At 71.6% G+C, this 25,309-nt stretch carries 22 protein-coding genes and 1 pseudogene; 7 read left to right on the forward strand and 16 right to left on the reverse strand.

Annotated elements, in window-relative coordinates; all coding sequences use genetic code 11:
- Window positions 1–76 precede the first annotated feature (76 nt).
- Together aspS and ACZ6RC_RS20310 are read left to right on the forward strand one after the other, a co-directional pair.
- Complete coding sequence (aspS, locus tag ACZ6RC_RS20305) at window positions 77–1,894, forward strand: aspartate--tRNA ligase (protein WP_469585043.1); 1,818 nt, start codon at window positions 77–79, stop codon at window positions 1,892–1,894.
- Between the two features lie 109 nt (window positions 1,895–2,003).
- Window positions 2,004–2,450: a hypothetical protein gene (locus tag ACZ6RC_RS20310; protein ID WP_469585046.1), complete on the forward strand. Its 447-nt coding sequence runs from the start codon at window positions 2,004–2,006 to the stop codon at window positions 2,448–2,450.
- A 325-nt stretch (window positions 2,451–2,775) separates the two neighbouring features.
- Here the strand turns inward: ACZ6RC_RS20310 and ACZ6RC_RS20315 are convergent, their stop codons facing one another.
- The 9 genes and pseudogenes from ACZ6RC_RS20315 to metG all read right to left on the reverse strand — a co-directional run bounded on the left by ACZ6RC_RS20315 (window position 2,776) and on the right by metG (window position 9,755).
- Window positions 2,776–3,117: a hypothetical protein gene (locus tag ACZ6RC_RS20315; RefSeq protein WP_469585049.1), complete on the reverse strand. Its 342-nt coding sequence runs from the start codon at window positions 3,115–3,117 to the stop codon at window positions 2,776–2,778.
- A gap of 398 nt (window positions 3,118–3,515) precedes the next feature.
- A complete protein-coding gene (locus ACZ6RC_RS20320) occupies window positions 3,516–3,905 on the reverse strand; it encodes an SMI1/KNR4 family protein (RefSeq protein WP_469585051.1) in 390 nt (129 codons plus the stop codon).
- Window positions 3,906–3,964: 59 nt separating this feature from the next.
- Window positions 3,965–4,621, reverse strand: a complete 657-nt coding sequence (locus ACZ6RC_RS20325; RefSeq protein WP_469585054.1) for a hypothetical protein — start codon at window positions 4,619–4,621, stop codon at window positions 3,965–3,967.
- 101 nt (window positions 4,622–4,722) lie between these two features.
- Window positions 4,723–5,157 (reverse strand): Imm50 family immunity protein, encoded by a 435-nt coding sequence (locus ACZ6RC_RS20330; RefSeq protein WP_469585057.1) that lies wholly within the window; start codon window positions 5,155–5,157, stop codon window positions 4,723–4,725.
- Window positions 5,144–5,332, reverse strand: coding sequence for a hypothetical protein (locus ACZ6RC_RS20335; RefSeq protein WP_469585779.1), 189 nt, complete (start codon window positions 5,330–5,332; stop codon window positions 5,144–5,146). Before ACZ6RC_RS20335 ends, ACZ6RC_RS20330 begins: the two co-directional genes overlap by 14 nt.
- 3 nt (window positions 5,333–5,335) lie before the next feature.
- Window positions 5,336–5,665: pseudogene (locus tag ACZ6RC_RS20340) on the reverse strand (Imm50 family immunity protein); the annotation flags it as partial.
- Window positions 5,666–5,708: 43 nt separating this feature from the next.
- Window positions 5,709–6,710, reverse strand: a complete 1,002-nt coding sequence (locus ACZ6RC_RS20345) for a helix-turn-helix domain-containing protein (protein WP_469585060.1) — start codon at window positions 6,708–6,710, stop codon at window positions 5,709–5,711.
- Window positions 6,711–7,271: 561 nt separating this feature from the next.
- A complete protein-coding gene (locus ACZ6RC_RS20350) occupies window positions 7,272–8,024 on the reverse strand; it encodes a colicin immunity domain-containing protein (RefSeq protein WP_469585063.1) in 753 nt (250 codons plus the stop codon).
- A 114-nt stretch (window positions 8,025–8,138) separates the two neighbouring features.
- Window positions 8,139–9,755: a methionine--tRNA ligase gene (metG, locus tag ACZ6RC_RS20355; protein WP_469585066.1), complete on the reverse strand. Its 1,617-nt coding sequence runs from the start codon at window positions 9,753–9,755 to the stop codon at window positions 8,139–8,141.
- Window positions 9,756–9,927: 172 nt separating this feature from the next.
- Here metG and ACZ6RC_RS20360 point away from each other — a divergent pair, with 172 nt between their 5' ends.
- Together ACZ6RC_RS20360 and ACZ6RC_RS20365 are read left to right on the forward strand one after the other, a co-directional pair.
- Complete coding sequence (locus ACZ6RC_RS20360) at window positions 9,928–10,581, forward strand: response regulator transcription factor (protein WP_391140089.1); 654 nt, start codon at window positions 9,928–9,930, stop codon at window positions 10,579–10,581.
- Window positions 10,582–10,637: 56 nt separating this feature from the next.
- Window positions 10,638–11,828, forward strand: a complete 1,191-nt coding sequence (locus tag ACZ6RC_RS20365; protein WP_453616432.1) for an ATP-binding protein — start codon at window positions 10,638–10,640, stop codon at window positions 11,826–11,828.
- Here the strand turns inward: ACZ6RC_RS20365 and ACZ6RC_RS20370 are convergent.
- Window positions 11,825–13,264, reverse strand: coding sequence for a VWA domain-containing protein (locus tag ACZ6RC_RS20370; RefSeq protein WP_469585069.1), 1,440 nt, complete (start codon window positions 13,262–13,264; stop codon window positions 11,825–11,827). The genes ACZ6RC_RS20365 and ACZ6RC_RS20370 overlap by 4 nt on opposite strands.
- Window positions 13,265–13,571: 307 nt before the next feature.
- Between ACZ6RC_RS20370 and ACZ6RC_RS20375 the strand changes: the two genes are divergently transcribed.
- On the forward strand, window positions 13,572–15,641 hold the full coding sequence (locus ACZ6RC_RS20375; protein WP_391140092.1) for a PhoX family protein: 2,070 nt from the start codon (window positions 13,572–13,574) through the stop codon (window positions 15,639–15,641).
- A 46-nt stretch (window positions 15,642–15,687) separates the two neighbouring features.
- Here the strand turns inward: ACZ6RC_RS20375 and ACZ6RC_RS20380 are convergent, their stop codons facing one another.
- From ACZ6RC_RS20380 to ACZ6RC_RS20405, 6 genes are all read right to left on the reverse strand, one after another.
- Window positions 15,688–16,668, reverse strand: coding sequence for a hypothetical protein (locus ACZ6RC_RS20380; RefSeq protein ID WP_469585074.1), 981 nt, complete (start codon window positions 16,666–16,668; stop codon window positions 15,688–15,690).
- Window positions 16,669–16,941: 273 nt separating this feature from the next.
- The gene (locus tag ACZ6RC_RS20385; protein WP_469585077.1) at window positions 16,942–18,414 is read right to left on the reverse strand and encodes an APC family permease; all 1,473 of its coding nucleotides are present in this window, start codon (window positions 18,412–18,414) and stop codon (window positions 16,942–16,944) included.
- 285 nt (window positions 18,415–18,699) lie between these two features.
- Window positions 18,700–20,889, reverse strand: a complete 2,190-nt coding sequence (locus tag ACZ6RC_RS20390) for an FUSC family protein (protein ID WP_469585080.1) — start codon at window positions 20,887–20,889, stop codon at window positions 18,700–18,702.
- Between the two features lie 598 nt (window positions 20,890–21,487).
- Entirely contained in the window at window positions 21,488–21,724 is a 237-nt protein-coding gene (locus ACZ6RC_RS20395; protein WP_391140457.1) for a DUF2630 family protein, read from the reverse strand.
- A gap of 126 nt (window positions 21,725–21,850) precedes the next feature.
- On the reverse strand, window positions 21,851–22,288 hold the full coding sequence (locus tag ACZ6RC_RS20400) for a DUF7144 family membrane protein (protein WP_391140096.1): 438 nt from the start codon (window positions 22,286–22,288) through the stop codon (window positions 21,851–21,853).
- Between the two features lie 37 nt (window positions 22,289–22,325).
- A complete protein-coding gene (locus ACZ6RC_RS20405; RefSeq protein ID WP_469585085.1) occupies window positions 22,326–23,126 on the reverse strand; it encodes an alpha/beta fold hydrolase in 801 nt (266 codons plus the stop codon).
- A gap of 79 nt (window positions 23,127–23,205) precedes the next feature.
- On the opposite strand from ACZ6RC_RS20405, the gene ACZ6RC_RS20410 reads away from it, so the two are divergent.
- Both ACZ6RC_RS20410 and ACZ6RC_RS20415 read left to right on the forward strand, forming a co-directional pair.
- Window positions 23,206–24,579 carry an aminotransferase-like domain-containing protein gene (locus ACZ6RC_RS20410; protein ID WP_469585088.1) on the forward strand — a complete coding sequence of 458 codons (1,374 nt, stop codon included), beginning with the start codon at window positions 23,206–23,208 and terminating at the stop codon, window positions 24,577–24,579.
- 281 nt (window positions 24,580–24,860) lie between these two features.
- The gene (locus ACZ6RC_RS20415) at window positions 24,861–25,271 is read left to right on the forward strand and encodes a RidA family protein (RefSeq protein ID WP_469585091.1); all 411 of its coding nucleotides are present in this window, start codon (window positions 24,861–24,863) and stop codon (window positions 25,269–25,271) included.
- Window positions 25,272–25,309: the final 38 nt, after the last annotated feature.

Raw genomic sequence — 25,309 nt, forward strand, 5'->3', positions numbered from 1 at the left:
TTGGGTGGCCCGGTACCCTTGACGGGCCTGGACACGTCCGGGCTCCCCACCGATTTCGAAGACTGGATGAACGACGATGCATCGGTACAGGTCCCACACCTGCGGCGAGCTCCGCGCCTCTGACGTCGGCACCGACGTCCGGCTGAGCGGCTGGCTGCACAATCGGCGCGACCTGGGCGGCATCCTCTTCATCGATCTGCGCGACCACTACGGCATCACGCAGCTCGTCGCCCGTCCCGGCACCGCCGCCGCCGAGACCCTCGACAAGCTGACCAAGGAGACCGTCGTCCGTGTGGACGGCAAGGTCGTCTCGCGCGGCGCCGACAACGTCAACCCGGAGCTCGCCACCGGCGAGATCGAGATCGAGGCCGCCACGGTCGAGGTCCTGGGCGCCGCCAAGCAGATCCCCTTCACCATCAACGCCGACGACGGCGTGAACGAGGAGCGGCGCCTGGAGTACCGCTTCCTCGACCTGCGCCGCGAGCGCATGCACCGCAACATCATGCTGCGCTCGGCCGTCATCGCCGCCATCCGCTCCAAGATGGTGGCCCTCGGCTTCAACGAGATGGCGACCCCGATCCTGGCCGCGACCTCCCCCGAGGGCGCCCGCGACTTCGTCGTCCCGTCCCGCCTGAACCCGGGCAAGTTCTACGCCCTGCCGCAGGCGCCGCAGCAGTTCAAGCAGCTGCTGATGATCTCCGGCTTCGACCGCTACTTCCAGATCGCGCCGTGCTTCCGCGACGAGGACGCCCGCGCGGACCGCTCGCCGGGCGAGTTCTACCAGCTCGACGTCGAGATGAGCTTCGTCGAGCAGGAGGACGTCTTCCAGCCGATCGAGAAGCTCATGACGGAGATCTTCGAGGAGTTCGGCGGCGGCCGCCACGTCACCTCCCCCTTCCCGCGGATCCCGTTCCGCGAGTCGATGCTCAAGTACGGCAACGACAAGCCGGACCTGCGGACCTCCCTCGAACTCGTCGACATCTCCGACGTCTTCGAGGGCTCGGAGTTCAAGGCCTTCGCGGGCAAGCACGTGCGGGCGCTCGCGGTGCCGGACACGGGCGACCAGCCGCGCAAGTTCTTCGACGGCCTCGGCGACTTCGCGGTCTCCCTCGGCGCGAAGGGCCTGGCCTGGGTCCGCGTCGGCGAGGGCAACGCCCTGACGGGCCCGATCGCCAAGTTCCTCACCGAGGAGAACGTCAAGGTCCTCACCGAGCGCCTCGGCCTGGAGCCGGGCCACGCGATCTTCTTCGGCGCGGGCGAGTTCGACGAGGTCTCCAAGATCATGGGCCCGGTCCGGGTCGAGGCCGCGAAGCGCGCCGGCCAGTTCGAGGAGAACGTCTTCCGCTTCGCGTGGATCGTGGACTTCCCGATGTACGAGCGGGACGAGGAGACCGGCAAGATCGACTTCTCGCACAACCCGTTCTCGATGCCGCAAGGTGGCCTCGAGGCCCTGGAGACCCAGGACCCGCTGGACGTCCTCGGCTGGCAGTACGACATCGTCTGCAACGGCATCGAGCTCTCCTCGGGCGCGATCCGGAACCACGAGCCTGAGATCATGTTCAAGGCCTTCGAGATCGCGGGCTACTCCCGCGAGACGGTCGAGCAGGAGTTCGCGGGCATGCTCCGCGCCTTCGAGTACGGCGCCCCGCCGCACGGCGGCATCGCCCCGGGCGTGGACCGCATCGTGATGCTCCTGGCCGACGAGCCGAACATCCGCGAGACGATCGCCTTCCCGCTGAACGGCAACGCCCAGGACCTCCTGATGGGCGCCCCGACGGAGCTGGACGAGTCCCGCCTGCGCGAGCTGAACATCCAGCTCCGCAAGCCGGTCGAGAAGAAGCTCGTCGACGACCGCCCGATCACGAACGCGGTCCACCCGGACGCGGGGCGGTAACCACCGGCCGCGTTCGCACGGACGAGTGAAGGCCCGGGATCTTCGGATCCCGGGCCTTTGGCATATGCCACGCTGCCGCCATGGCGACTGTGATCCAGAGGAGCCGGCCGTGAGCGCCCTGACGCAGGAGGGGTTCGAGGAACTCGCCCGCCTTGGCGAACGTGTGAACGAATCGCTGCGCCTGGAGTTCCTCGACGGCAGGATCCAGGAGAAGGCACTCCCGGACGGCGACCACGGGCGGATCATCGAGTGGCTGACGCGACTGTGCGACGGTCCCCTTCGGGAAGACGGTCCCGCTGCCGGAACCGGTGGGGATGGAACTGGACACGGAGCCCCTGAAGGACTGGGTGGGCTGACGGGGCCCGGGGGCCCGAGCAGGGACGGATCCTCGTTCTCCAGCTTTCAACCATGCCCAGGACGCGCATCCTCGAAGGAGTGGGTCACAATCCAGTCCTCGTACTCCTCGACCGAGACGGCGCACAGAGAGTGTCCGTCCAAGGAAACCGCGATGAAACCACGGTGTCCTGTTGCGGCGGCGATACGAGAGGGGACATGAGTGCCGATCGCGTCTCTTACTCTGATCCACCCCCTGGCCAAGGTTCCCGGGTAGGTGGCGAGGAGCAGGAACTCTCGCTTCTGATCGCAGATCCGCAGCCGCTCCGCTTCTTCGTGCCAAGAAGCGTCCACTCGAGCCCTTATGTTCGGATCCTTATGGAGGATCGTCACCGCTGGTTGCACATCGGCGCCCGAAACGGCAAGAAGTGCCCTTTTGGCGTCCGGTGCTCCGTCCGGTACTCCTCCTTCCTTCTCTTCAAAACCCTCTCGACCGAGAGCCTCGCGCAGTCGTGAGCCGCTGTCCCCCGTAGGGGTTTGGTGTTTCACTACGTTCCTGCTCCAATACATTCATGCACCACGATCCACTTCTCAGATTCCTCGGAGGATACGGCGCACAGAACGCGGCCGTCCGTCGATACCGTCAGGAATTCGGGATTGCCCGTGCCGGATGCGATTCGCGAGGGTAGATTCGTCCCGATGTCGTCCCTCACGTGGATCCACCCGATCTGGTGCCCACGGGCATCCGGGGCCAAGATGTAGAATTCTCCGTCGCCCGAGACGAGCCGCTTGCTCGCTGCTTGAGATTCCCATTGGCGATCCAGCTCGGCCCTCGCGTCCGGAAATTCATCGCTGATCGACACGATGGGCTCCACCTCTATGCCGTTCACGGCGTAGATGGCAGACGTGATCTCTGGGAAAACCGGCTGGAACGGATCTGCCCAATACGGTGAGGCCGCTCGCTTCAAGCTTGAGGTGCCAGTCAGGAGCCGCCGGCCCGTCATTCTCTCGTGTTGCGCTCATGATGATGCCCCCATCATTTCTCATCTGAGGTAGCTTGCGGCCCAAAACCCACTCGGATTCCGAGCCCTTCCCGCAGGCGGGTGCGCGACCTTCCGTTGGGCGGAGCACCGGGACCCTCAAATGGCGCGGAGCCGGCGGAACTCATGTGTAACGAGGGGGAACGAGGATGAGAGGATCGCCGAGCGCAGTTCTCTGTCGAGAGAGGACGCAAGGAATTGCGTGCAGGGCACGGAGAAGTGCTCCCATCGGTCGCCGCGTGCCTCGTTCACCATGACTGTCCACTCATCCGGTTCGACCCCGGGCCGACCAGCCAGTAGAGGCATTCTCCGTTGTCCGTGGTCGCCCAGGGGACAACTCGTGACCCCTCCACCTCCAGCTCCGCCGGCTTCTTCTCGAACTCCCACAGGTCTTCGAGGTCTTCAGCCTGATTGCGCGCCCATTCGATGAGGTCGTAGTTCTCGTTGGGGCAGCCGGGTTCCAGGACGTAGAGATAGTCATCCCAGTTGCTTCCTCCGTACACCCGGATGAGCTCCTTGTAGTCGGCGGGGAGCTCAAACCCAAGGTTGCGCTCGATCTCGACCCAATTTTTCCGACGGGGATTTCGAGGCGCAGGGATAAGGTCAAGAAGGCGCGAGTAGTCACCCCTGTCGTTCATATCCAGAGCCTTTGGGATTCGCCGCAGTGTCGACCGGTCTATCGGTCTCAGGGAACCCTTCAGAGATAGGAGAGATCTCCGCCCCCTTCGAGGAATGAGTTGATCTCTGTTGTCGCCTGGTCGCCTTCCAGCGCCATCGTGTCTCCTGTCATGCGCCGAAGTACGTCTGGGTAATGCTCGACAGGGCAGAACAGGACGAACCCGCCGTGGGGGTGCTTGTTGAGCGGGATGATGGGGAAGAGTCCCGCCTCGAGGGAGAATTTCACGTAGAGGGTGGCGATTCGACGGCGCTGTGATTCCAGCTCGATCGAGTTCGCGAAGTCCCTGGAGAGCGAGAAGTGAGCCTCCATGAGCTGCGCCGATCGAAGCCAGGTACTGTCCGGTTCACCGCTGTCCCCCAGGGCACACGCGAACCCAGAACTTCGGGCGCCAAGTCCGTCGATGAAGTCGCGCACCGTGTGCTCTGTGTTCGAGAGAACCTGGTATCTGGACTCGACGTACGGAAGGCCCTGGAACTGATGGGTGGCCGCTCGGCTGCCCGCTCTCCACAGGAGGGTGTGCTCGTCGTCTCCTCCCGGGGGCTGCCAGGCCGGCGGACGCAGCTTTGCCGACCATGTGAAAAAGTTCCTCCGGCGGATGCTGGGCAGGGCCGTTGCCCAAGCGTCACCCTCCAGGCTCGGGTCGCAGAACAGCCACACCGCGGCGACGTCACCCAAGGGCCCCTCCACGGACGAGATCGTCGATCCGATACCCGTCGGATCCCAACGTGCTTGCCCCGCGACGACGTAGCGTTCCGTCGCCCCTTCTCGACGATGGCTCATCGGCGCTCCGCAGCGCCGCCACCGCTCGCACGAGCGGAGAGGTAGGGGCGTGCCCGTGTCAGGAGCGACGCCGCCGCGATGAATTCCAGGTGCGACCCTGCCGCCTCGACCGACACTCGGAGGCCCTCATCCCCGCAAGGGAGCAAGGTGACTGCCGCGTCGCGAGCGCTGGAGTCCCAGCCGCTGACCTTGAGTCCCGTCACGCCGGTAAATTTTACGAAGAACTCGACGGTGTTGAACTCGCTTTTCGTCCAGGCGAGGGGCGGGTTCGAGGGCAGGGTGGAAGTCTCGAACGCCAACGTCACCGATGTGTCTCTCTCGTCGATCTGCACATAGTAGAGATCGCAGTCATTCAGATCAGGAGGGGATGCATAGGCGTTCGAGATCTCCGTCGTCGATCCGACGACTGCTGTCCACTCAAAGTCGCCCATAGAAGGTCTTTTCATCGGTCTCGGGGATGGTTTCGTGGCGCAGGCCGTCAAGCTTTTGAGCGAAGAAGTGACGGCCGCCGTCCATGCCGTTCTCTTGTTTTTTGAACGCGCTCACGTGTCCGACCAGTGCCGATGCGCTACTGGTGAAACCGAGGTCTACACCGACACCTGTCACGCGCACTCGAACCCTTCGCTCTTCGTCTGGGGACGACACGTCGCAAGAAGCAGAGTGGACGGGGGGCTCCCACCTCGCCAGCGCGAAATCCGCCACCGCGAGGAACTGGAGATGACACTGAACGGTGTCGATATCCGTGCCCTCCCATTCTGGAGGAGTCGCTGCGGGAAAGCTTGAGAGGTCCACTCGGAGAGTGACTTTCGGTCCCTGCCAGTCGAGGTTGATAGAGCGCAAGCGGACATGCCTGAAAGACGGGATATTCCCATACAGGCGGACAAGGTTCTCGTGGTTCGCCCGTTGCGGCCTCGCTATGTCGTCCCCGTTCGCATCCACCCACGCATGCTGTCACGCGATCATTTCCGCGAGCAACGAACATTCAGCCGTTTCGGCGGGGTTCCCCAGGGGGCATCAGGGGCTGCGGCCGCTCCGGCGGTGTGCAGGCGGCGCAGGTGCCGGGTTGGGGGGCGCGGAAAGCCCGGTCGCAGAGGTCGCAGTTCTGGAGGGGGTGTCTCGGGGACGGAGTCGGCGTGGCGAACGGCGGTAAGGGTGGGAGCTTGGCGACGAGGCGGTGGGCCAGGAGGGCCGCGGGGCGGTACAGCGGCTCCGGTGGCAGGCCGGCGGTCAGGGCGTGCCCGACGGCTTCGGGGGTGAGGTCGCGTTCGAGCCAGGCGGCGACGCCCGGGACGAGGTGCTCGGCGTCCGTCGCGGAGAGCAGAAGACGGGGGTCCTGGCGGCGGAGGCCGGAGAGGACCCCCAGGGCGGTCTGGAGGAGGTCGGGCGCGGGGTACGCGGGCTGCGGTACGGCGGGCAGCGCGCGGCGCCGGGCCGGCTTGTCGGCGGCCCGCCGGGGCGGGAGTTGAGACTCCGGCTCCTCGACGCTCCGTCGCGACCGGGGCCTGGGGCCCTCGGCGTTCCGTCGTGGTCGCGGCTTCGGGTCGTCGGCGTTCCGTCGCGGCCGGGGCCGGGGGTCCTCGGCGGCGGATCGGCCGGGCTGGTTGCAGGAGACCGTACGGGTCACGATCGTGCCGTCGTCGCCGCGCTCCAGCGTGCGCCGCAGGTAACCGTGGCTCTCCAACTCGCGCAGGCCGTCGGCGATCCGGGCCTTTCCCTCGCGGAAGCGGCGGGCGAGGGTGTTGATGTCGACCTGGGCGCCGGTCGGGAGGGACTGGATGTGGACGGCCAGGCCGATGGCGACCAGCGACAGCTCGGCGTGCTGGCTGAGGTGGTTGCCGACCACGGTGAAGCGGGTGGTGTGCCGGACGTTGTCGTGGATGACGCCGCCCACGCGCGGGGCCTTGCGGGCTCGCCCCGTGGGGTGGTTTTTCCCGTCGTTACGGGACCGGGCGCGCGGGCGCACGCTAGTGTTCTGGGTATCCATCGGGAAGTCTTCTTCTTCCTTGATGGTCAGGCCCTCGTCTCGGGATTAGCGGTCCCGGCGGGGGCCGACGCATGTCAGCGGTGAGGTGTGGTGTGTCGCGCTGAGCGTAGATCAAACAACCCCTCTCGAAGCCAGCCGAGTTGGCCTTTTTCACCCGTGGGAGTGAGAGGCCGCCGAGCGGGAGGAGGGGTGGGGTTGGGTGCGTTCCTTTCCCTCTCGTTCTTTACAGGGAGGCCGACCGGCGCCCCGGAGTCCGGGCCACCGGAGTCCGCGTTCCCGGACTCCGGTGACCGCGTGGTTTCCGCAGGTCAGGGGTGGCAGAAGGTCGGGTTCCGCCCGTACGGTCTTCTGGGGGACGGGCCCGAGACCGCACCCCCACCGGTCGGCGAGCGCCTCGACAAGGAGCAGCCCGCGCCCGGAGTCCGCGTCCCTTCCGGGGACGCGGCCGTGGGTGACGGCGTTCGTCGTGAGTTCGGCGACGATGTGGGCGGCGGCGTCGGGGCTCCCGTACGGCAGGGTCGACGTACCGGCTCGGGAGGAGCGGGGTGTACGCGGACGGAGTCATCCTCCGTCTGGTCCTCGCTGCGTGTCCCGGACGATGGTCTGGATCCTCTCCCGCAGCTCGCTGTCCGTCAGGTCGCCGGGCTCTCTGAGCTCAGGGTCGGGTGTGTAGTCCTCGAGCACCGCGAACACCTGATCGAGGAGATCGGCCAAGTCCCCGATTGCCCGTTCGCCCTGAGCATGTGCGGCCCTCCGGGCTTCCCACCAACCGTCAGCGAACTCCCCTGCGCTGCATGTTCCCTGGGTGAAGCTGCTGAGCAGCGCCATAAGGCGGGCAGAAGCAGTTCCCGGTGTGACATCGCTGGGGCGCGACCACGCTCTGTGCGCAGGTGGGTAGGTGGTGGCGATCGTCTGGAGATACGGCCAGCGCCCCTGCATGGCTCGTGCGTAGCGCCCGAACCGAGCCCGCGCCGCATCGATTCCTTCGGGCACCGCGGCGGTCAGGAACGCCTCGGTCCCGGCCATCAGCGCGTATCCCGGCGCGGGAAACAGCACGGCTCCTTGCAGGTCCGGGGTGTACAGAATCGCAGGAGGCGCAGTACCAGCCGCAGGCGTGGCGTCGAGCATGTGCGGCGTGCCCACAGCCCGGCACCCTGCTTCGAAGCGGTGAACCATGGCGGCGTCCAGGTGGTTGCCTGCCGGGAAGGGGGCCACCCTTTTGCCGGACAGCCATGTCCGCGCGAAGCCTCCGTCCGGTCCGAGCACAGCGCCTTCCCGCTCGGGCCGGCTGTCACTGGGACGTGGTGTCGCCACAAAAACCCCTCCTAAAGGATGCCGAAAGTGCCGACCTCACACGCGACGCGCCCCGCGCCCGGTCTTTCCGGGGGCGGGGCGCGTCGGCGTACGAGGGGCGGGGGGCGGGGGGCTTCAGGCCTTCTTCGGGTCCTCCAGGCGCGGGAAGAGCACCGCGCCCTTCGTGACCGTCGTGCCTGCCGGGAGCGCGCCCCACGTGCCCGCGTCCTGGACCGGCTGGGAGGGCAGGGCGCCTAGGGAGGCCTCCGCGCCCAGCGACTCCCAGAGCGCCTGCGAGGTCTCCGGCATGATCGGGTTCAGGAGGACCGCGACGCCGCGCAGGGACTCGGCCGCCGTGTAGAGGATCGTCGCCAGGCGGGCGCGGCCCGCCTCCGAGTCGTCCTTCGCGACCTTCCAGGGCTCCTGCTCCGTGATGTAGCCGTTGACCTGCTTCACGAAGTCGAAGATCGCCAGGATGCCGCCCTGGAAGTCCAGCTCCTCGCCGATCTTCCGGTCCGCCGTCGCGACCGCCTTGGCCAGGCCCTCGTGGATCGCCGTCTCCGCGTCGCCGTCGGCCGTCGCCGCCGGCAGCGCGCCGTCGAAGTACTTGCCGACCATCGCCGCAACGCGCGAGGCGAGGTTGCCGTAGTCGTTGGCCAGCTCGGAGGTGTAGCGGGCGGTGAAGTCCTCCCAGGAGAACGAGCCGTCGCTGCCGAAGGCGATCGCCCGCAGGAAGTACCAGCGGTACGCGTCCACGCCGAAGTGCGAGGTCAGGTCCTGCGGCTTGATGCCGGTCAGGTTCGACTTCGACATCTTCTCGCCGCCGACCATCAGCCAGCCGTTCGCCGCGACCCGGCCGGGCACGGGCAGGCCCTGCGCCATCAGCATCGCGGGCCAGATCACCGCGTGGAAGCGGAGGATGTCCTTGCCGACCAGGTGCACGTTGGCCGGGAACGTCTCCGCGAACTTCTCCGGGTTCTCGTTGTAGCCGACGGCCGTCGCGTAGTTCAGCAGCGCGTCGACCCACACGTAGATGACGTGCTTCTCGTCCCACGGGACCGGCACGCCCCAGTCGAACGTCGACCGGGAGATCGACAGGTCCTGCAGCCCCTGCTTGACGAAGTTCACGACCTCGTTGCGCGCGGACTCCGGCTGGATGAAGCCCGGGTTCGCCTCGTAGAACTCCAGGAGCTTCGGGCCGTACTCGCTCAGCTTGAAGAAGTAGTTCTCCTCCTTGAGGATCTCCACCGGCTTCTTGTGGATCGGGCACAGCTTCGTGCCGTCCTCGGCCTCGATGAGGTCGCCCGGGAGCTTGTACTCCTCACAGCCCACGCAGTACGGGCCTTCGTACCCGCCCTTGTAGATCTCGCCCTTGTCGTACAGGTCCTGCACGAACTCCTGGACGCGGTCGGTGTGACGCTTCTCCGTCGTCCGGATGAAGTCGTCGTTCGCGATGTTCAGGTGCTCCCAGAGGGGCTTCCACGCCTCCTCGACGAGCTTGTCGCACCAGGCCTGGGGCGAGACGTCGTTCGCCTCGGCCGTGCGCATGATCTTCTGACCGTGCTCGTCCGTGCCGGTGAGGTACCACACCTTCTCGCCACGCTGACGGTGCCAGCGCGTGAGCACGTCGCCTGCGACGGTCGTGTAGGCGTGGCCCAGGTGAGGAGCGTCGTTGACGTAGTAGATGGGGGTCGAGACGTAGTACGACGTCACGTCGCTCGCCCCCTGCTTCTCGGATCCAGTGGCCGCCATGGCCGAAATCCTAACGGCCCCTCCAAGATCCACTCACATCGAGGGAATCCCCGCCGGGGCGGGTACGGGCCGCGGCGGGGCGGACCGCCGGGAGCGCGGAGAGGTGCACGGAGAGGTTCGCGAAACGTTCCCCGGCGTAGAAAGGACCGTGGACAGCAGCGAGGAAGAGAGCATGCGCGTACTGGTCGCCGAGGACGAACAGGTCCTCGCGGAGTTGATCGCCACCGGGCTGCGGCGGGCCGGATTCGCCGTCGACACCGTCTACACCGGCGACGCCGCCCTCGCCTACCTCGGGCTGCACGACTACGACGTCGTCGTCCTCGACCGCGACCTGCCGCGCGTCCACGGCGACGACGTGGCCCGCGCCCTGGTCGCCGGGACCGCCAGGACCAGGATCCTGATGCTCACCGCCGCCGCCTCCCTGGACGACCGCGTCGAAGGGCTCGACCTCGGGGCGGACGACTACCTCGGCAAGCCCTTCGAGTTCCCCGAGCTCGTCTCCCGGGTGCGCGCCCTGCGGCGGCGCAGCGCCCGCCCCGTACCGCCGCTCCTGGAGCGCCACGGCCTGCTCGTCGACACCGTCCGCCGGACGGCGACCCGGGACGGGCGTGACCTCGACCTCTCCCCGAAGGAGTTCTCCGTGCTGCAGATCCTGCTGGAGGCGGACGGCGCCACCGTCTCCGCCGAGGAGCTCCTGGAACGCGCCTGGGACGCGCACACCGACCCGTTCACCGGCGCCGTTCGCGTCTGCATGAGCAAGCTGCGGGGCAAACTGGGCGAACCGGCGCTGATCCGTACGGTCCAGGGTGTGGGGTACGCCCTGTGAGGAGGGCGGGGGCCGGGGGCCGGGCCCGTGGGCCGGGGCGTGGGGCGGGCTCCGTGATGGGCGCCGGGTCCACGATCCGTACCCGTATCGCCCTCGTCTACGGCGGTGTCTTCGTCGTCCTCGGCGGCTGTCTGCTGGGGGTGGTGAACCTGCTGTCCCGCGCCGGTACGGAGGGGGAGGCGGAGGCCATAGCGGCGCGGGTGCGGGTGGTGGCGCCGTTCGAGACCGTCACCGCCTACCGCCTCAGCGACGACGTCAGCCGCGCCGCCGGCGAGCAGATGCTCATGTGGTCGTGGCTCGCGCTCGTCGTCATGGCGTTCGGCGCGGTCGCGGTCGGCTGGTGGACCGCCGGCCGGATGCTGCGGCCGGTGCACGAGATGACCGCGCGGGCGCGCCGGATCTCGGAGCGGAACCTGCACGAGAGGATCGCGGCGAGCGGCCCCGACGACGAGCTGAAGGAGCTCGGCGACACCATCGACGCGCTGCTGGGACGGCTCGAGACCGCCTTCGACAGCCAGCGCCGTTTCATCGCGAACGCCTCGCACGAGCTGCGGACGCCGCTGGCCACCCAGCGCGCCGCGATCCAGATCGGCCTGGACGCCGACGCCGGGATCACGCAGGTCCTCCTCGACACCAACCGGCGCAGCGAGCGGCTGATCGAGGGCCTGCTCGTCCTCGCCCGGAGCGAACGGGGACTGGAGGAGCGCGAGGAGGTGGACCTGGGGGCGGTGGTCGCGGAGGAGTGCGAGACGTACGGCGTCGACTGCCGTACCGGCGGCGCCGGTGTCGTACGGGGCAACCGCGTGCTGCTCGCCCAGGCGGTACGGAACCTGGTCGCGAACGCGGTCGCCTACAACGTGCCGGGGGGTGCCGTCGAGGTGACGGCGGCGGGCGGTGTGGTGACCGTCGCCAACACCGGGCCGGTGGTCGCCGCCGCCGATGTGCCGGGTCTCTTCGAACCCTTCCGGCGCGGCGAGGGACGCGACCGGATGGGCCCGGGCGCGGGCCTCGGCCTCTCGATCGTCCGGTCGATCGCGACCGCCCACGGCGGCCGCGCGGACGCGACCGCCCGGGGGGCGGCGGAGGGCGGCGGCCTGGTCGTGACGGTGACCCTGCCCGTCGTGCCCGGCCGGCCCGCCCGGCCCGGCGCGGGGGCGGGCGCCGGGCGGGGCCCCGGGCCGGGAGCCGGTCCCGGCCGGGGCCCCGCATCAGGCTCCGGTGGGGCCGCCGGCCCCGTCGGCCGTTAGGCCTCGTCCTGCGTCTGCCAGTCGGCGAGCAGCCCGCGGAAGAACGCGGGGTGCCCGGTCTCGGCGGGGGTCGCTCCGGCGAAGAAGGTGCCGGTACGGGGGGCCGTGAGCTTGCGGAGGTAGTCGAAGGCCTTGTTGTCCTCCTCGCCCCATGCCACGAACTGCCAGTGGATCGGGCGGTCGGCGGCCTGGGCGAGGGCCTCGGTGGCCGCCGTCTTCAGGTCCGGGGCGCCGTCCGTCTGGAAGACGACGAACGCGGGCCGGGTCGGGTCGGTCTTCTCGTGGTGGGCGAGGACCTCTTCGACGGCGCGGTGGTAGTTGGTGCGGCCGAGACGGCCCAGGTCCGCGTTGATCTCGTCGATGCGGCCCTCGATGCCCTCGGGACGGAGTTCCGCCGTGCCGTCGATGTCCGTGGAGAAGAACACGGCGGTGACGGTGGCGTCCTCGGTGAGGTGGGCGGCGAGGGCGACGGTCTGCTCGGCGATCCGCTGGACGGAGCCGTCCTTGAAGTAGCCGCGCATCGAACCCGACCGGTCCACGACGAGGTACACGGCGGCCCGCGCCCCGGTCAGCCCCTGCTTCTTCAGCACGGTCCCGGCGGCCTTGTAGGCATCGGCGAGCTGCGGCGCCTTCGCCTTGACCGCTGCCAGCGTCAGGGCGGGGGTGGGGGAGGTGGCCTCGGCTTCGGCTTCGGTGGGGGTGGGCTCGGGCTCCTCCGTGACCTCGGCTTCGGCTTCGGCTTCGGTGGGGGCGGGCTCGGGCTCGGCGTCCGCCGTCTCCGGCTCGGCCGTGACCTCGGCTTCGGCTTCGTCGGTCTCCGGCTCGACCTCGGCGGCCGGCTCGTCGGCGACTGCTCCGGCGGGTTCGGCCTCCGCTTCGGGCGCCTCGTCCGCCGGCTCGTCGGCCTCGGCCTCGACGGGCTCGGCCTCGTCGGCCGGCTCGTCGGCGACTGCCTCCGCGGGTTCGGCCTCCGCTTCGGGCGCCTCCGTGGCGTCCGCCTCGTCGGCCGCCGCTTCCGGCTCGGCCGGAGTCTCGGCCTCCGCCTCCGCAGGGGCCGCCTCCGCCTCGGCGGCAGCCTCCTCCGCCTCCGCCCCGTCGCGCGCCGCCGGGACCCCGGTGCTCTCCGTCGGGGTCTCGGGCTCCTGGGGCGTGTCGGACGACGATCCCGTGCCGCCCGTGCGGACGCTCTCGCGGGTCGAGGAGGTGCGGGCCTGGGGGACCTTCGGGTTGTCGAAGGAGGCCGCCACCAGGTCGTCCGCAGCCCGCTTGGCCGCCTCGTCCGGCGGGGTCGGGGACGGGAGGGTCACCGACCCGGCCTCGTCGGGGGTGGCGCGTTCCGACGCCGTCTGGGACGGGACGGAGGTTGCCGTAGTTTCGACGTGCTGGTCCGCACGATCGCGTCCGAACACCTTGCGCAGCAAGCTCCGAATGCCCATGGGCGAGGCCTTTCGCATGAGTTGGGTGCGGTGTATGTCCGTACTGGGAGAATCATCCCTGGCCAGGGCGGACACGTAAGGTTAGCGGCCCCGGGTGTGTCGCCTCCGGCGCCCCGACACGCGGTGTCGCGAGGCCCGCCGCACGTCCCCTTCGTACGGGCCGATCCCCGCCCCGCCACCCCGGTCGCCGCGCATTCATCCGTCGTTCACTCCGCCGCCGCCCCCGCGCGGATGTGCACACATAACGTCACCGCCGGACGGATTCCCGACACCATGTCGGCGCAGTGCTGCGCCGGAGGAGGACGAAGTGCGCAAACTGCTGCCGCTGCTGAGCACCAACCCGCACGGAGGCGGCCGTTCCGCCCTCACCTGCCGGTTCCGCTGTGGCGACGCCTGCTTCCACGAGGTGCCGAACACCAGCGACAACGAGTACGTCGGCGATGTCATAGCCGGCGTCCTCTCCCGACGCTCCATGATGCGCGCAGCCGCCGTGGTGACGGTCGCCACCGCCGCCGGGACCGGCCTCGCGGTCGGCAACGCGCCGGTCGCCGACGCCCGTACGCCGCTGCCCGGCCACCCGGGACACCCCGGCGCCCCCGGTCGCACCGACGGCGCCCGTGGCCTGCGGTTCGCCTCCGTCGCGCCCAACACGGCCGACCAGGTGACCGTACCCACCGGCTACTCCCAGAACGTCGTCATCCGCTGGGGCGAGCCGATCCTCCGCGGCGCCCCGGCCTTCGACGCCGACAAGCAGACCGCCAGGGCGCAGGCCGGCCAGTTCGGCTACAACAACGACTTCCTCTCCCTGCTGCCGCTGCGCGGCGAGCACGGCCGGCAGGTCCTCGTCGCCAACCACGAGTACACCGACGAAATCCTGATGTTCAAGGGGTACGACGCGGCGAACCCCACCCGCGAGCAGGTGGAGATCGCCTGGGCCGCCCACGGCCTCTCCGTCGTCGTGGTCCAGGAGGAGCACCGCTCGGGCAGGCTCACGCCCGTCTCCCGGCACCCGCTCAACCGCCGCCTCCACACCACCAGCGCCTTCGAACTGACCGGCCCCGCCGCCGGCTCCCCGCTGCTGCGCACCTCCGCCGACCCGACCGGCCGCAAGGTCCTCGGCACCCTCAACAACTGCGCCGGCGGCACCACCCCGTGGGGCACCACGCTGCACGGTGAGGAGAACTTCAACCAGTACTTCGCCAACGGCTCCAGCGCCACCGACAAGCGGTACGGCATCGGCACCGGCGCCACCGAGCGCAAGTGGGAGCGGTTCGACAAGCGCTTCGACCTCAAGCAGGAGCCCAACGAGGTCCACCGCCAGGGCTGGGTCGTCGAACTCGACCCGTACGACCCCGACTCCACCCCCAAGAAGCGCACCGCGCTCGGCCGCTTCAAGCACGAGGCCGCGCAGCCGCGGCTGACCGAGGACGGCCGTCCGGTCGTCTACATGGGCGACGACGAGCGGTTCGACTACTTCTACAAGTTCGTCTCGTCCAAGCGGATGAAGAAGGGGAACTCGCGGGCCGCCCGCGCGCACAACCTCACCCTGCTCGACGAGGGCACGCTGTACGTCGCCAAGCTGACCGGCGACAGCCCGTCCGCCCAGATCGACGGCACCGGCAAGCTCCCCGCCGACGGCGAGTTCGACGGCTCCGGCGTCTGGATCCCGCTCGCCACCGGCGACGTCTCGCACGTCGAGGGCATGACCGCCGAGGAGGTGTACGTCTTCACCCGCCTCGCCGGTGACAAGGTCGGCGCCACCAAGATGGACCGCCCCGAGGACGTCGAACCGTCCCCGCGCACCGGCCGCGTCTACGTCGCGCTCACCAACAACACCGACCGCGGCAAGGCGGGCAAGGCCCCGGCCGACGAGGCCAACCCGCGCAACCTCAACAAGCACGGGCAGATCCTGGAGCTCGCCGAGAACTGGGACGACCCGGCCTCCGACGGCTTCGCCTGGCGTCTCTTCCTGGTGGCCGGCGACCCGAACGACCCGGCCACCTACTTCGCCGGCTTCCCGAAGGAGAAGGTGTCCCCCATCTCCTGCCCGGACAACGTGGCCTTCGACCCGCACGGCAACCTGTGGATCTCCACGGACGGCAACCAGCTCGGCTCGCACGACGGTCTCTTCGGCGTCGCCACGCAGGGCGAGCGCCGCGGTGAGCTCAAGCAGTTCCTGACGGTTCCCAAGGGCGCGGAGACCTGCGGCCCGATCATCCAGGACCGCCGGGTCGTCGTCGCCGTCCAGCACCCGGGCGAGATCGACGGCGCGTCCGTCGAGAAGCCGGCCTCGGTGTGGCCCGACGGACCGGGCCGCATCGTCCGCCCGGCCGTCGTCGCCGTCTGGCGCAAGGACGGCCGCGACATCGGCGTCTGAGCCGCCAGGGCCCGGCGTGGTGGGAGGAGGCGGGGCGGTCCGCCCCTCACACCACGCCCAGACCCTCCCGGAAGCGGACGAACTGCTCGGCCGGCTCCCCCGTGTACGACCAGGGCACCCAGGACGCCCGCGGGCCGAGCATGCCGAGCAGTTCCCGCGCCACCTCCACCTGCCCGGCGTAGCAGGCCGCGTGGGCGAGATAGTTGAGGTCGACGACCTCCTCCGGTTCCACCGGCCGTCCCGGCTCGCGGCCGCCGATCCAGCGGGCGTACGTCCGGCGCAGCTCGGTCACCGCCAGTTCGTGCTTCCAGTGCTGGTCGAAGCCGCGCACCGGCCCGCGTCCCAGCGCCCCGTCGGCGATGTAGCGGTACTCCTCCACCCGGGCCACCTGCACCAGGACCGGCAGCGGGGAGCCCGGCGGTGCCACGCCCGCCGCGTCGCGCGCGAAGTCGTACATCGTCCCGTGCGTGCCGTGCCACCGCGCCGACCAGTAGCGCAGCAACTGCGCGTGGCCTTCGGTGTGGTACGGGTCGCGCCGCCGGACCTCGTCGAACCACCGGCGCAGTTCCCGGCGCGGCACGCCCCCTTCATAGAGGCGCGCCACGGAGAGCAGGGAGACCCAGGGCATCGGGTCCGACGGCGCGGCCTGCGCCGCGGCCAGGCAGGTGTCGACCGTCGCGTCGAGCCGGCCCCGGTCGACGGCGGTGCCCCGGCCGGCCGCGATGGCCGTGTCGAAGACCCGGACCACCTCGGTCGCCGCGCGCAGCACCGCCGCGTCCGGGCAGTCCGGTTCGGCGGCCCGCCAGGCCTCGACCGCCGAACTGCCCGCGGCGGCGTGGGCGAGGAGCCGCAGCCGGTGCGTCCGGCGCGGCCAGTTGTCACCGGTGGCCGCGAGCAGGTCCCGTACGCCCTGCCAGCGTCCGATAACGATGTCGTGCCGGGCCTCGGTGAGCGCGCGGTCTCCGTAGTCGGGGTCGAAATCGGGCGTGAAGCGGGCCACACGGGCCGAGCGGCGGCGAACGGGCATCGGCGTTCCTCCTTCGACACTCGAAGACTCGAAGGCGGGTGCTTCGAAGACTCGGAGACTCGACTGCGCGGTGGGGGGTGGGGCGTTCGGTGCGGTGAGTGCGGTTGGTGCGGTCGGTGCGGTGAGTGCGGTCGGTGCTGCAGGCGGGATGACGTGCGGGGCGGTGAGGCTGTTCCAGGGTCGGGGGTCGGGGGTCGGGGGTCGGGGGTCGGGGGTCGGGGGTCGGGGGTCGGCGGGCGGTGGCCGGGACGGGTGCGGTGTCCGGCGCCGGGGTCAGAAGTCGGTGGCGAGCGACTCGTCCGCGCGGCGGGTGCGTGTCCGGTCGCCCGCGAAGGGGTCCGCCGCCGCCAGCGCGCTGACGGCGTCGAGCCGGGCGGGGCGGTAGTACGCGCTCCCCTTCCGCCAGTACACGACCATCGGGACCAGGCCGGTCAGCAGCCCGCCGATGCCGAGGGTCAGCGCGGTCGTCGACAGCTCGCCCAGCGACTCGACGAACGTCCACAGCATGAACGCGGAGCCCGCCAGCGGCCACACCCCGCCGAGCAGGAAGTGGCGTACGGAGGAGAGGAGCACCGACTTGTACGCGACGACGGCGGCGATGCCGGCGAGCCCGTAGTAGAACGCGATCAGCAGGCCGATGGCGGCCACTCCGTCGCGCAGGATCCGGCTCACCGAACCGGCGGCGGCCGCCGCCCCGAACATCAGCAGCGCCGCGGCCCCGACGGCGGCGATCGCCACCCACGGGGTGTTCCAGCGGCGGTGCACGGTCCCGAGCGCGGCCGGCATGGTGCGGTCGCGGCCCATCGCGAACAGCGAGCGGGTGACCTGGATGAGCGTGGTCTCCAGGGTGGCGACCGTGGACAACAGCACCGCCACGACCAGCAGTTTCCCTCCCACGCCCGGCCAGATCTCCTGGCCGAGGACGGCGAGGACATTGGCCCCGGCCGCCTCGATCTGCCCGGCGCTCAGGAGCACGTTGACCGAGATGGTGCACGCCTCGAAGAGGAGGAAGACGACGGCGACGCCGACCAGCGCGGCCAGGCCCGCCGTACGGCGGCTGTCGCGCGTCTCCTCGCTGAGGTTGCTGGTGACGTCCCAGCCCCAGAAGTAGAACGCGGCGATCAGCGCGCCCGAGGCGAAGCCGGAGGCGCCGTCGAAGTGGCCGAAGCCGAACCAGGACCAGTCGAAGGCGGTGGCGTGGCCGCGGTGGGCGAGGGCGGCCAGCACGAAGCCGACGAGGACCAGCAGTTCGATCCCCGTCATGAACAACTGGGCCCGTACGGTGAGCCGGGCGCCGCCCAGGACCACCAGCAGCATGACGAGGAACCAGCCGGCGCCGACGGCGGCGGCGAGCGGGGTGTTCTCGGCCAGCGCGGGGTCGAAGAGGGAGAGCGTCAGGGCGCCGGCGGGCAGCGAGCCGGCGACCATGAAGACGGTCGTCGACACGACCAGGGCCCAGCCGGAGAGGAAGCCGAGGAAGGGGTGGAGGGTACGGCCCACCCAGGAGTATCCGGCGCCCGCGTTGACGTCGATGCGGCCGAGGCGGGCGTAGGCGAGGACGATCCCGAGCATCGGCAGGGCGCAGTAGAGGAGCGCCGCCGGGCCCGCCAGGCCGACCGCGCCGAACAGGACGGCGGTGGTGGCGGCCAGGGAGTAGGCCGGTGCGCTGCCCGCGACGGCCATGACGATGGTGTCGAAGGTCCCGAGGACGTTGGGCTGGAGCCCTCTGCCGGTGGTGGTGCGCATGGCGATGTCCTTGGATGGCACGGGGAGATGGCGCAGGACGGGGTGACCGTGCCGGACCGGGCCGGATGTCCCGGTGGAAGCACGGGCAAGGTCGATCGAGCGCATCGTAGTCGCCCCGGTGGATTCCGGTAACGGCGGTGGGGAGGCTTCCGCCCGGTGACCGCCGGTAAGTTCGTCCGGGGGTCGCAGCAAGCGGTTTCAGGCGGCGGCACGGGGTCTGAAACCCGCGGATCGGGGCGTGAGTTCGTGCCCTCCGGCCCGGACGGCGGGGTCGTCGGAGGGGCTCTACGGCGTTCCGCTTGCGCCCGGGGCGGCGGGCGGGTCCCCGCCCGGGCCCGTCCGGGGCGAGGCGATCGCCCGGGCCGCCCGCACCTCCTGGCGCAGGGGGGCGAGCACGCCGTCCTCGTCACCGTTCAGCCGGGCCCTGACCTCCACCAGGACGGCGCTGTGGCGCAGGTTGTCCGCCAGTTCGTGCAACTCCCGCTCCACGTCGGCCACCTCGTCCGGGTCCGGCGCCGGTGCCCCGTGGTCGACGCGGACGCGGGCGGCGGTGGTCGCGTCGACGATCCGCTCCACGGCCACGACCAGCGGCCACCAGGCGGAGGCGAGGGCGCCGGCGGGCGGCGGTTCGGTCAGGGCCCGCTGGAACTCGGAGCGTACGGCGGACAGATCGCGGTAGAGCGCCCGCCGGGCCCGCAGCCGGGCGGCCGCCCGCTCCTCGGTGCCGGGGGCGTCGCCGGGCTCTTCGCCTGGCCGTTCGCCCGGGCCCTCGCCGGGCTCTTCGCGCGGACCGGTGGCCGGTTCTTCGCGCGGCCCTTCGCCCGGGCCGCTGCCCGGCCTTTCACGCGGCCTTTCGCGCGGCCCTTCGCCTGACGCGCTGGTCGGCCCGGGCTGTCCGGTCGGGGCGGGTGGCCCGGTCGGGCCGAAGGCGCAGGCCACGTAGGTCGCGGTGTCCGCCACCGCCTCCGCGAGCCGGTCGCCGATCCGGGCGTGCCAGGACTCCGGCCACAACAGATACCCGGCGACGAGGGCGATCGCGCAGCCGATGAGGGAGTCGTAGAGCCGGGGCAGCACCAGGTCGAAGCCCTGCCGGTTGAGGAGGTCGGAGAGCAGCAGGATGACCGGGGTGATCGCCGCGGTCTGGAAGGCGTACCCCTTCGCGGAGAAGGCCGGGATCAGCGCGGCGAGCACCATCATCACCGGCACGTCCCACCAGCCCCGGGGCACCTCGGCGAGGACGAGCGCGGCGACGGCGAGCCCCAGGACCGTGCCGACGGCGCGCAGCACGGCCCGCGAGAAGACCGAGCCGAAGTCCGGCTTCATGACGAAGGTGACGGTGAGGGCGATCCAGTACGAGCGGGGCACGGCGACGAGGGAGACCAGCGCCTGGGCGAGGCCGATGCAGAGCGCGAGCCGCAGCCCGTACCGCCAGGACGCCTCGGAGAAGAGCACGGCCCGGGTGGTGCGGCGGACGCGGACGCCCAGGGCGGCGGGGCGGCCGAGCCGGTCGGCCGCGTCCAGGTGGGCGGGGTCCGCCTCGTGGACGACGCTCGCCGCGTGCCGCAGCGCCCGGTCGACGGCCTTCTCGGAGGGTCGGGCGGGCTCGGGCAGGTGCGGGACGGCCGTGCGCGTACGGTCGCCCTCGACGGCGTCGGCCAGGGCGCGGACGGCCGCCGGGATCTCGTCGGGCAGCGGCCGGTGGAAGCGCCGGGCCGCCTGGTGCGCGGCGGGGGCGGCCTCGACCAGCGGGATCACCACGTTCAGCTGCGCGAGGAGGCGGACCAGGGCGGGGGTCCGGCCGTGGTGGCGGGCGCGGCGGGCGAGGACGAGGTCGTACGCCTGGTTCAGCGAGGTGGTCACGGCCTGGCGCCTGGCCTCGTACGCGTCCGATCCGGCGGCTTCGAGGACGTCGGCGACGGCCCGGTAGGTGCCGGCCACGGCCGCGCGTTCGGGGACCTTGCCGCGCAGCGGCCAGCCGAGCAGGGTCAGGGCGAGGACGAGGACCCCGCCGAGGGTGAGCAGGAGCGGGGCCGTCCACCAGGGGTCGGGCATGGGCAGGCCCGCGCCGACGACGGTGTCGAGGAGCAGGACGAGAGCGGAGGCGGAGGCGACCGCCCCGATCGAGGAGATCATCCCGGAGACGAGCGCGACGAGGGTGAGGACGGCGACGGCGACCCAGCCGTGGCCGAAGACGAGGGAGCCGAGGGTGACGCCGAGGGCGCCGAAGAGCTGGGGGACGGCGATGTTGAGGATCCGCATCCGGTACGCGTCGGCGGTGTCGCCGATGACGCCGGACAGGGCGCCCATGGAGACCAGGGCGCCGTAGACGGGCCGGTCGACGGCCATGCCGACGGCGAGGGGAGCGGAGAGGGCGATGGACGCGCGGCCGACGGCGGCCCACGGCACGGGCGCGGCCTGCGGCTTCAGTCCGGCGGTGAGCCAGGGGGGCGGGGTGAGCCGAGGGGTGCGCGCCATGCGACCAACGTACGGGGCGTGGGCCTCGGGACCGGGCGGCGACGGGTCCGGAGTGCGGGGGTCCGGGGCCGGGGGCCGGGGGCGAGGGGGCCGGGCGGCGACGGGCTGGAGAGCCGTGGCCGTGCGGGCCTCGGGTCCGGCGGCCAGGGGACCGGTCCGCGGCGAGGCCGTAGTGGCGGGTCCGGCGGGCTTCGGGACCGGCGGCCAGGGGGCCCTGGCGGCGACGGGCTGCAGTGGCGGATCCGTGCGGGCCTCGGGACCGGCGGCCAGGAGCCCGGGCGGCGACGGGTCCGGAGTGCGGGGGTCCGGGGCCGGGGCCGGAGGCGAGGGGGCCGGGCGGCGATGGGCTGGAGAGCCGGGGCCGTGTGGGCCTCGGGTCCGGCGGCCAGGCGGCCCGGCGGCGACGGGCTGCAGTGGCGGATCCGTGCGGGCCTCCGGTCCGGCGGCCAGGGGACCGGTCCGCGGCGAGGCCGTAGTGGCGGGGCCGGCGGGCTTCGGGATCGGCCCGCGGCGAGGCGTTCGGGTGGGGCGCCGCGAGCGGCGGCCCGTGGCCCAGGGGGCCTGCCCGCGGCGCGGGGCCGCCCGGCGCCGCGGGCTCTCAGCTGCGGTAGTTCTCCACTTCGGCCGCCGGGCGGACGGCCGCCGTGTCGGGATCCTCGCCGAACTCCGCCTTGGCGCGGCGCTGGCGCAACAGGTCCCAGCACTGGTCCAGTTGCACCTCGAGTTCGGCGAGCCGGGTTCGCTCCTCGTCGAGCAGCCCACCCATCCGCTGCCGCAGGGCACGCTCCTCCTCGACGAGCGTGCCGATGCTCTCCAGGATCTGGTCGTCGTCCATGCGGTCGAAGTGGTTCATGTCTTCCAGCGTGGCGGATCGGCCGCCCTCGCGCAGGTCGAGCGAGGGCCCCCGCGGCCGCCTCCGTGACGGTCGCGAGAGCCCGGTCGGATCGCCCGGGGGCGGGGGTCAGGCTGCCCGCGCGCCCTTGCCGCCGAGGTTGTCGTCCGTGGCGAGCGCCCAGATCACGAAGATCGAGACCGCCATCGAGAACAGCGACCACCACGGGTGGTAGGGGAGGAAGAGGAACTGCGCGACGACGTTCAGGACCGTCAGCGTGAGACCGGCGACCCGCCCCCACTCGGAACCCTTGAGGATTCCGAAACCCGCGAGGGCCAGGATGATGCCGAGGATCAGATGGATCCATCCCCACGTCGTCAGGTTGAACTTGAAGACGTAGTCGCCGATGTCTGCGTAGATGTCGTCCTGGGCGATGCCTGCGATGCCCTGGAAGATGTCCATGATGCCGATGACCAGCATCAGGACACCGGCGAAGAGGGTGCCGCCGGCGGCCCAGGCCGCCCCGGCACCGGTGCCGGGCTTACGGGGTGCGGTGTTCTGGCTCATGGGCCCATCGTGCGGGCGCCCGGCCGGGACCGATCGTTCAACGGGGCCGGACGGGTGAGCGCAGGAATTCCGCCAGAGCCGCGTCGAACTCCGCGGGCCGCTCCAGGTTCGGCAGGTGCGCCGCCCGTTCGACGACCACGAGCGTGGAGTGGGGCAGCGCGGCGTGCATCGCCTCCGCGTCGACCACCGGGGTGTACGTGTCGTCGCGGCCGACGACCACCAGGGCCGGCACGGTCACGGTGGTGAGCAGGTCGCGGTAGTCCGGGCGCTCCGCGCGCCCGCGCAGCGCGGCGGCCGCTCCCGCCGGGTCGGTCGCGCACATCATCCGGTGGACGTGGGGCGCGGCATGGGTGTTGTACGGGGCGACCATGCGGTCGAGGACCTCGTCGGCGTAGTGGCGCATGGCCTCCGCGCCCCCGGCTAGGAGCCGGTCGGCGACGGCGTTGCGGCCCGCCCTGCCCTCGTCGGTCTCGGCGGCCGGGAAGGTGTCGGCGAGGACGAGGCCGAGGATCCGCTCGGGAAAGAGGCGGTAGCACTCCATGACGATCTGCCCGCCCATGGAGAGCCCGCCGAGGACGAACTCCCCGACGCCGAGCCGGTCGAGGAGGGCGGCGAGGTCCTCGGCGAAGACGGAGAGCGGGGTGACGCCGGGGACGACGGTGGTGGCGCCGTAACCGCGCAGGTCGGGGGCGATCACCCGGTGCGTGCGGGAGAACCGGTCGAGCTGTGGCCGCCACATGGTGCGGTCGAAGGGATGGCCGTGGACCAGGACGAGCACGGGGCCCGATCCCCGGTCCTCGTAGCCGATCGTGAGTCCGTTGATCTCTGCGGAAGGCATGCCCGGAGGCTAGGCAGCGGTCCGTGCTCGGTGCAATGAAATCATTGCTCTCGGTGCAATCACGGGTGAGGGGAAGAGCGTGGAGGAGTACCGGAGGATCGCCGACCGGGTGGCCGAGCGGATCGCGGACGGACGTCTGCGGCCCGGCGACCGGCTGCCGCCGCAGCGGGTCTTCGCCCGCCGCCACCGGATCGCGGGCTCCACGGCGATCCGGGTGTACGGCGAGCTGGCCCGGCGCGGCCTGGTCGTCGGCGAGGTGGGGCGGGGGACGTTCGTACGGGCGGCTCCGCCGCCGCCCGGGCCCGCCCTCGCGGAGGCGACCGGGGCCGCGCCCGTCGACCTCCAGCTCAACTACCCGGTGGCGGAGGGCCAGACGGAGCTGATGGCCCGGGCCCTCGCGTCGCTGACCCGCCCCGACGTGCTGGCGGCGGCGACCGCGCGGCCGGTGGCGGCGGTGGGCACGGCGGAGGCGCGGGCGGCGGCCGCCGGCCTGCTCGGCCGGGGCGGCTGGGCACCGGACCCTGCGGCGGTCCTCTTCGCGGGCAACGGCCGGCAGGCGATCGCCGCCGCGGTCTCCGCCCTCGTCCCGCCGGGGGGCCGCCTGGCCGTGGAAGCGTTGACGTATCCGCTGGTCAAGGCCGTCGCGGAACGGCTCGGCGTACGGCTCGTGCCGATCGCGCTCGACGCGGAAGGCATGCGTCCGGACGCCCTCGCGGCGGCCCACCGCGCGGCCCCGCTCGGCGCGGTGTACGTCCAGCCGACGCTCCACAACCCGCTGTCGCTGACCATGGGCGACCAGCGCCGCGCCGAACTGGCGGCGGTGCTCCGGGAGTCGGGGGTGACGGCGATCGAGGACACGACGTGGGCGTTCCTGTCACCGGAGGCGCCGGAAACGTCGGGGGTGCCGGCGGCCTCGCCGACCGGGGCCCCCGCGCCGCTCGCGGCCCACGCCCCCGCGCACGTGGTCCTGGTGGACTCCCTCTCCAAGCGGCTGTCCCCCGGTCTGACGGTCGGGTACCTCGTGGCGCCGGAGGCGCGCCGGGAGGGGCTCGCGGAGGCGTTGCGCTCCGGGGCGTGGACGGCGGGCGGTCTCGCGCTGGCGGCGGCGACCCGCTGGGCGGGGGACGGGACCGTCGAGGAGGTGGTGGCGGCCAAGCGGCGGGACATGGCCGCCCGGGGAGAGCTGGTCGGGCGGCGGCTCGGCGCCCACTCGATCCGGACCGCCCCGCGGTCCGCCTACTGCTGGTGGGAGCTCCCCGCTCCCTGGCGCGCGGAGACCTTCGTCGCGGCCGCGGCCGCCCGGGCGGGCGTGGCGGTGACACCGGGCAGTGCCTTCGCGGTGGGCGCCGGATCGGCTCCGGACGCGGTACGGGTGGGGCTCGCCTCCCCTTCGTACGCCGACCTCGACGGGGCCCTCGCCCGGCTCGCGGCGCTGGCGGACGAAGGGCCCTGAGCGGACGGCGGGCGCGGCACAAATGCCTTGCCGGGCCCGTTCGTTGCTGCCTACGATCCACTCCGGCCGACGCGGCTCGCCGCGCGAACGCCCGGCCCCGACGACGCACGGCTCCCGACCGGATCCGCCACCGGTCCACCGGCCCGACGGCACACCGGCCCACCGGCGGATTGCTCGCGAGGCCGCCGTACGACCTTGCGAGGCCGCCGCACGACCGCCCGCCGTACGCCCCTCCCGCCCCCGGGCGACCCGCCCCCACCACCGGAAGGACACCGCCGCCCATGACCACCGACCGGCGCACGATCACCAACCCCGACACCCTGCACGACCCGGCCCCCTTCGGCTACAGCCATGCCGTCTCCGCGCCCGGCGAGCTCGTCTTCATCGCCGGCCAGTACGCCTCCGACGCGTCCGGTTCCCCCGTCCCTGGCGACTTCGCCGTCCAGGTCGAGCGGTCCTTCGACAACCTGCGGCTCGCGCTGGAAGGCGTGGGGCTCGGCTTCGAGGACGTCGTACGCCTCGGCTCGTACGTCGTCGACCACGACCTCGCGAAGCTGGAGGTGCTCGGCAAGGCCCTCCACGCGGCCTTCGGGGAGCGGCTGCCCGCGCAGACCTTGAGCGGGGTCGCCGCGCTGGCGCTGCCCGGGATGCTCTTCGAGATCGACGCGGTCGCCGTCCGGCCGGCTGCCTGACCCCAGGGGGCGCGGGCCGGGCCCCGGCCCGCGCCCCG

This window comes from Streptomyces sp. NPDC048353, from assembly GCF_055587165.1.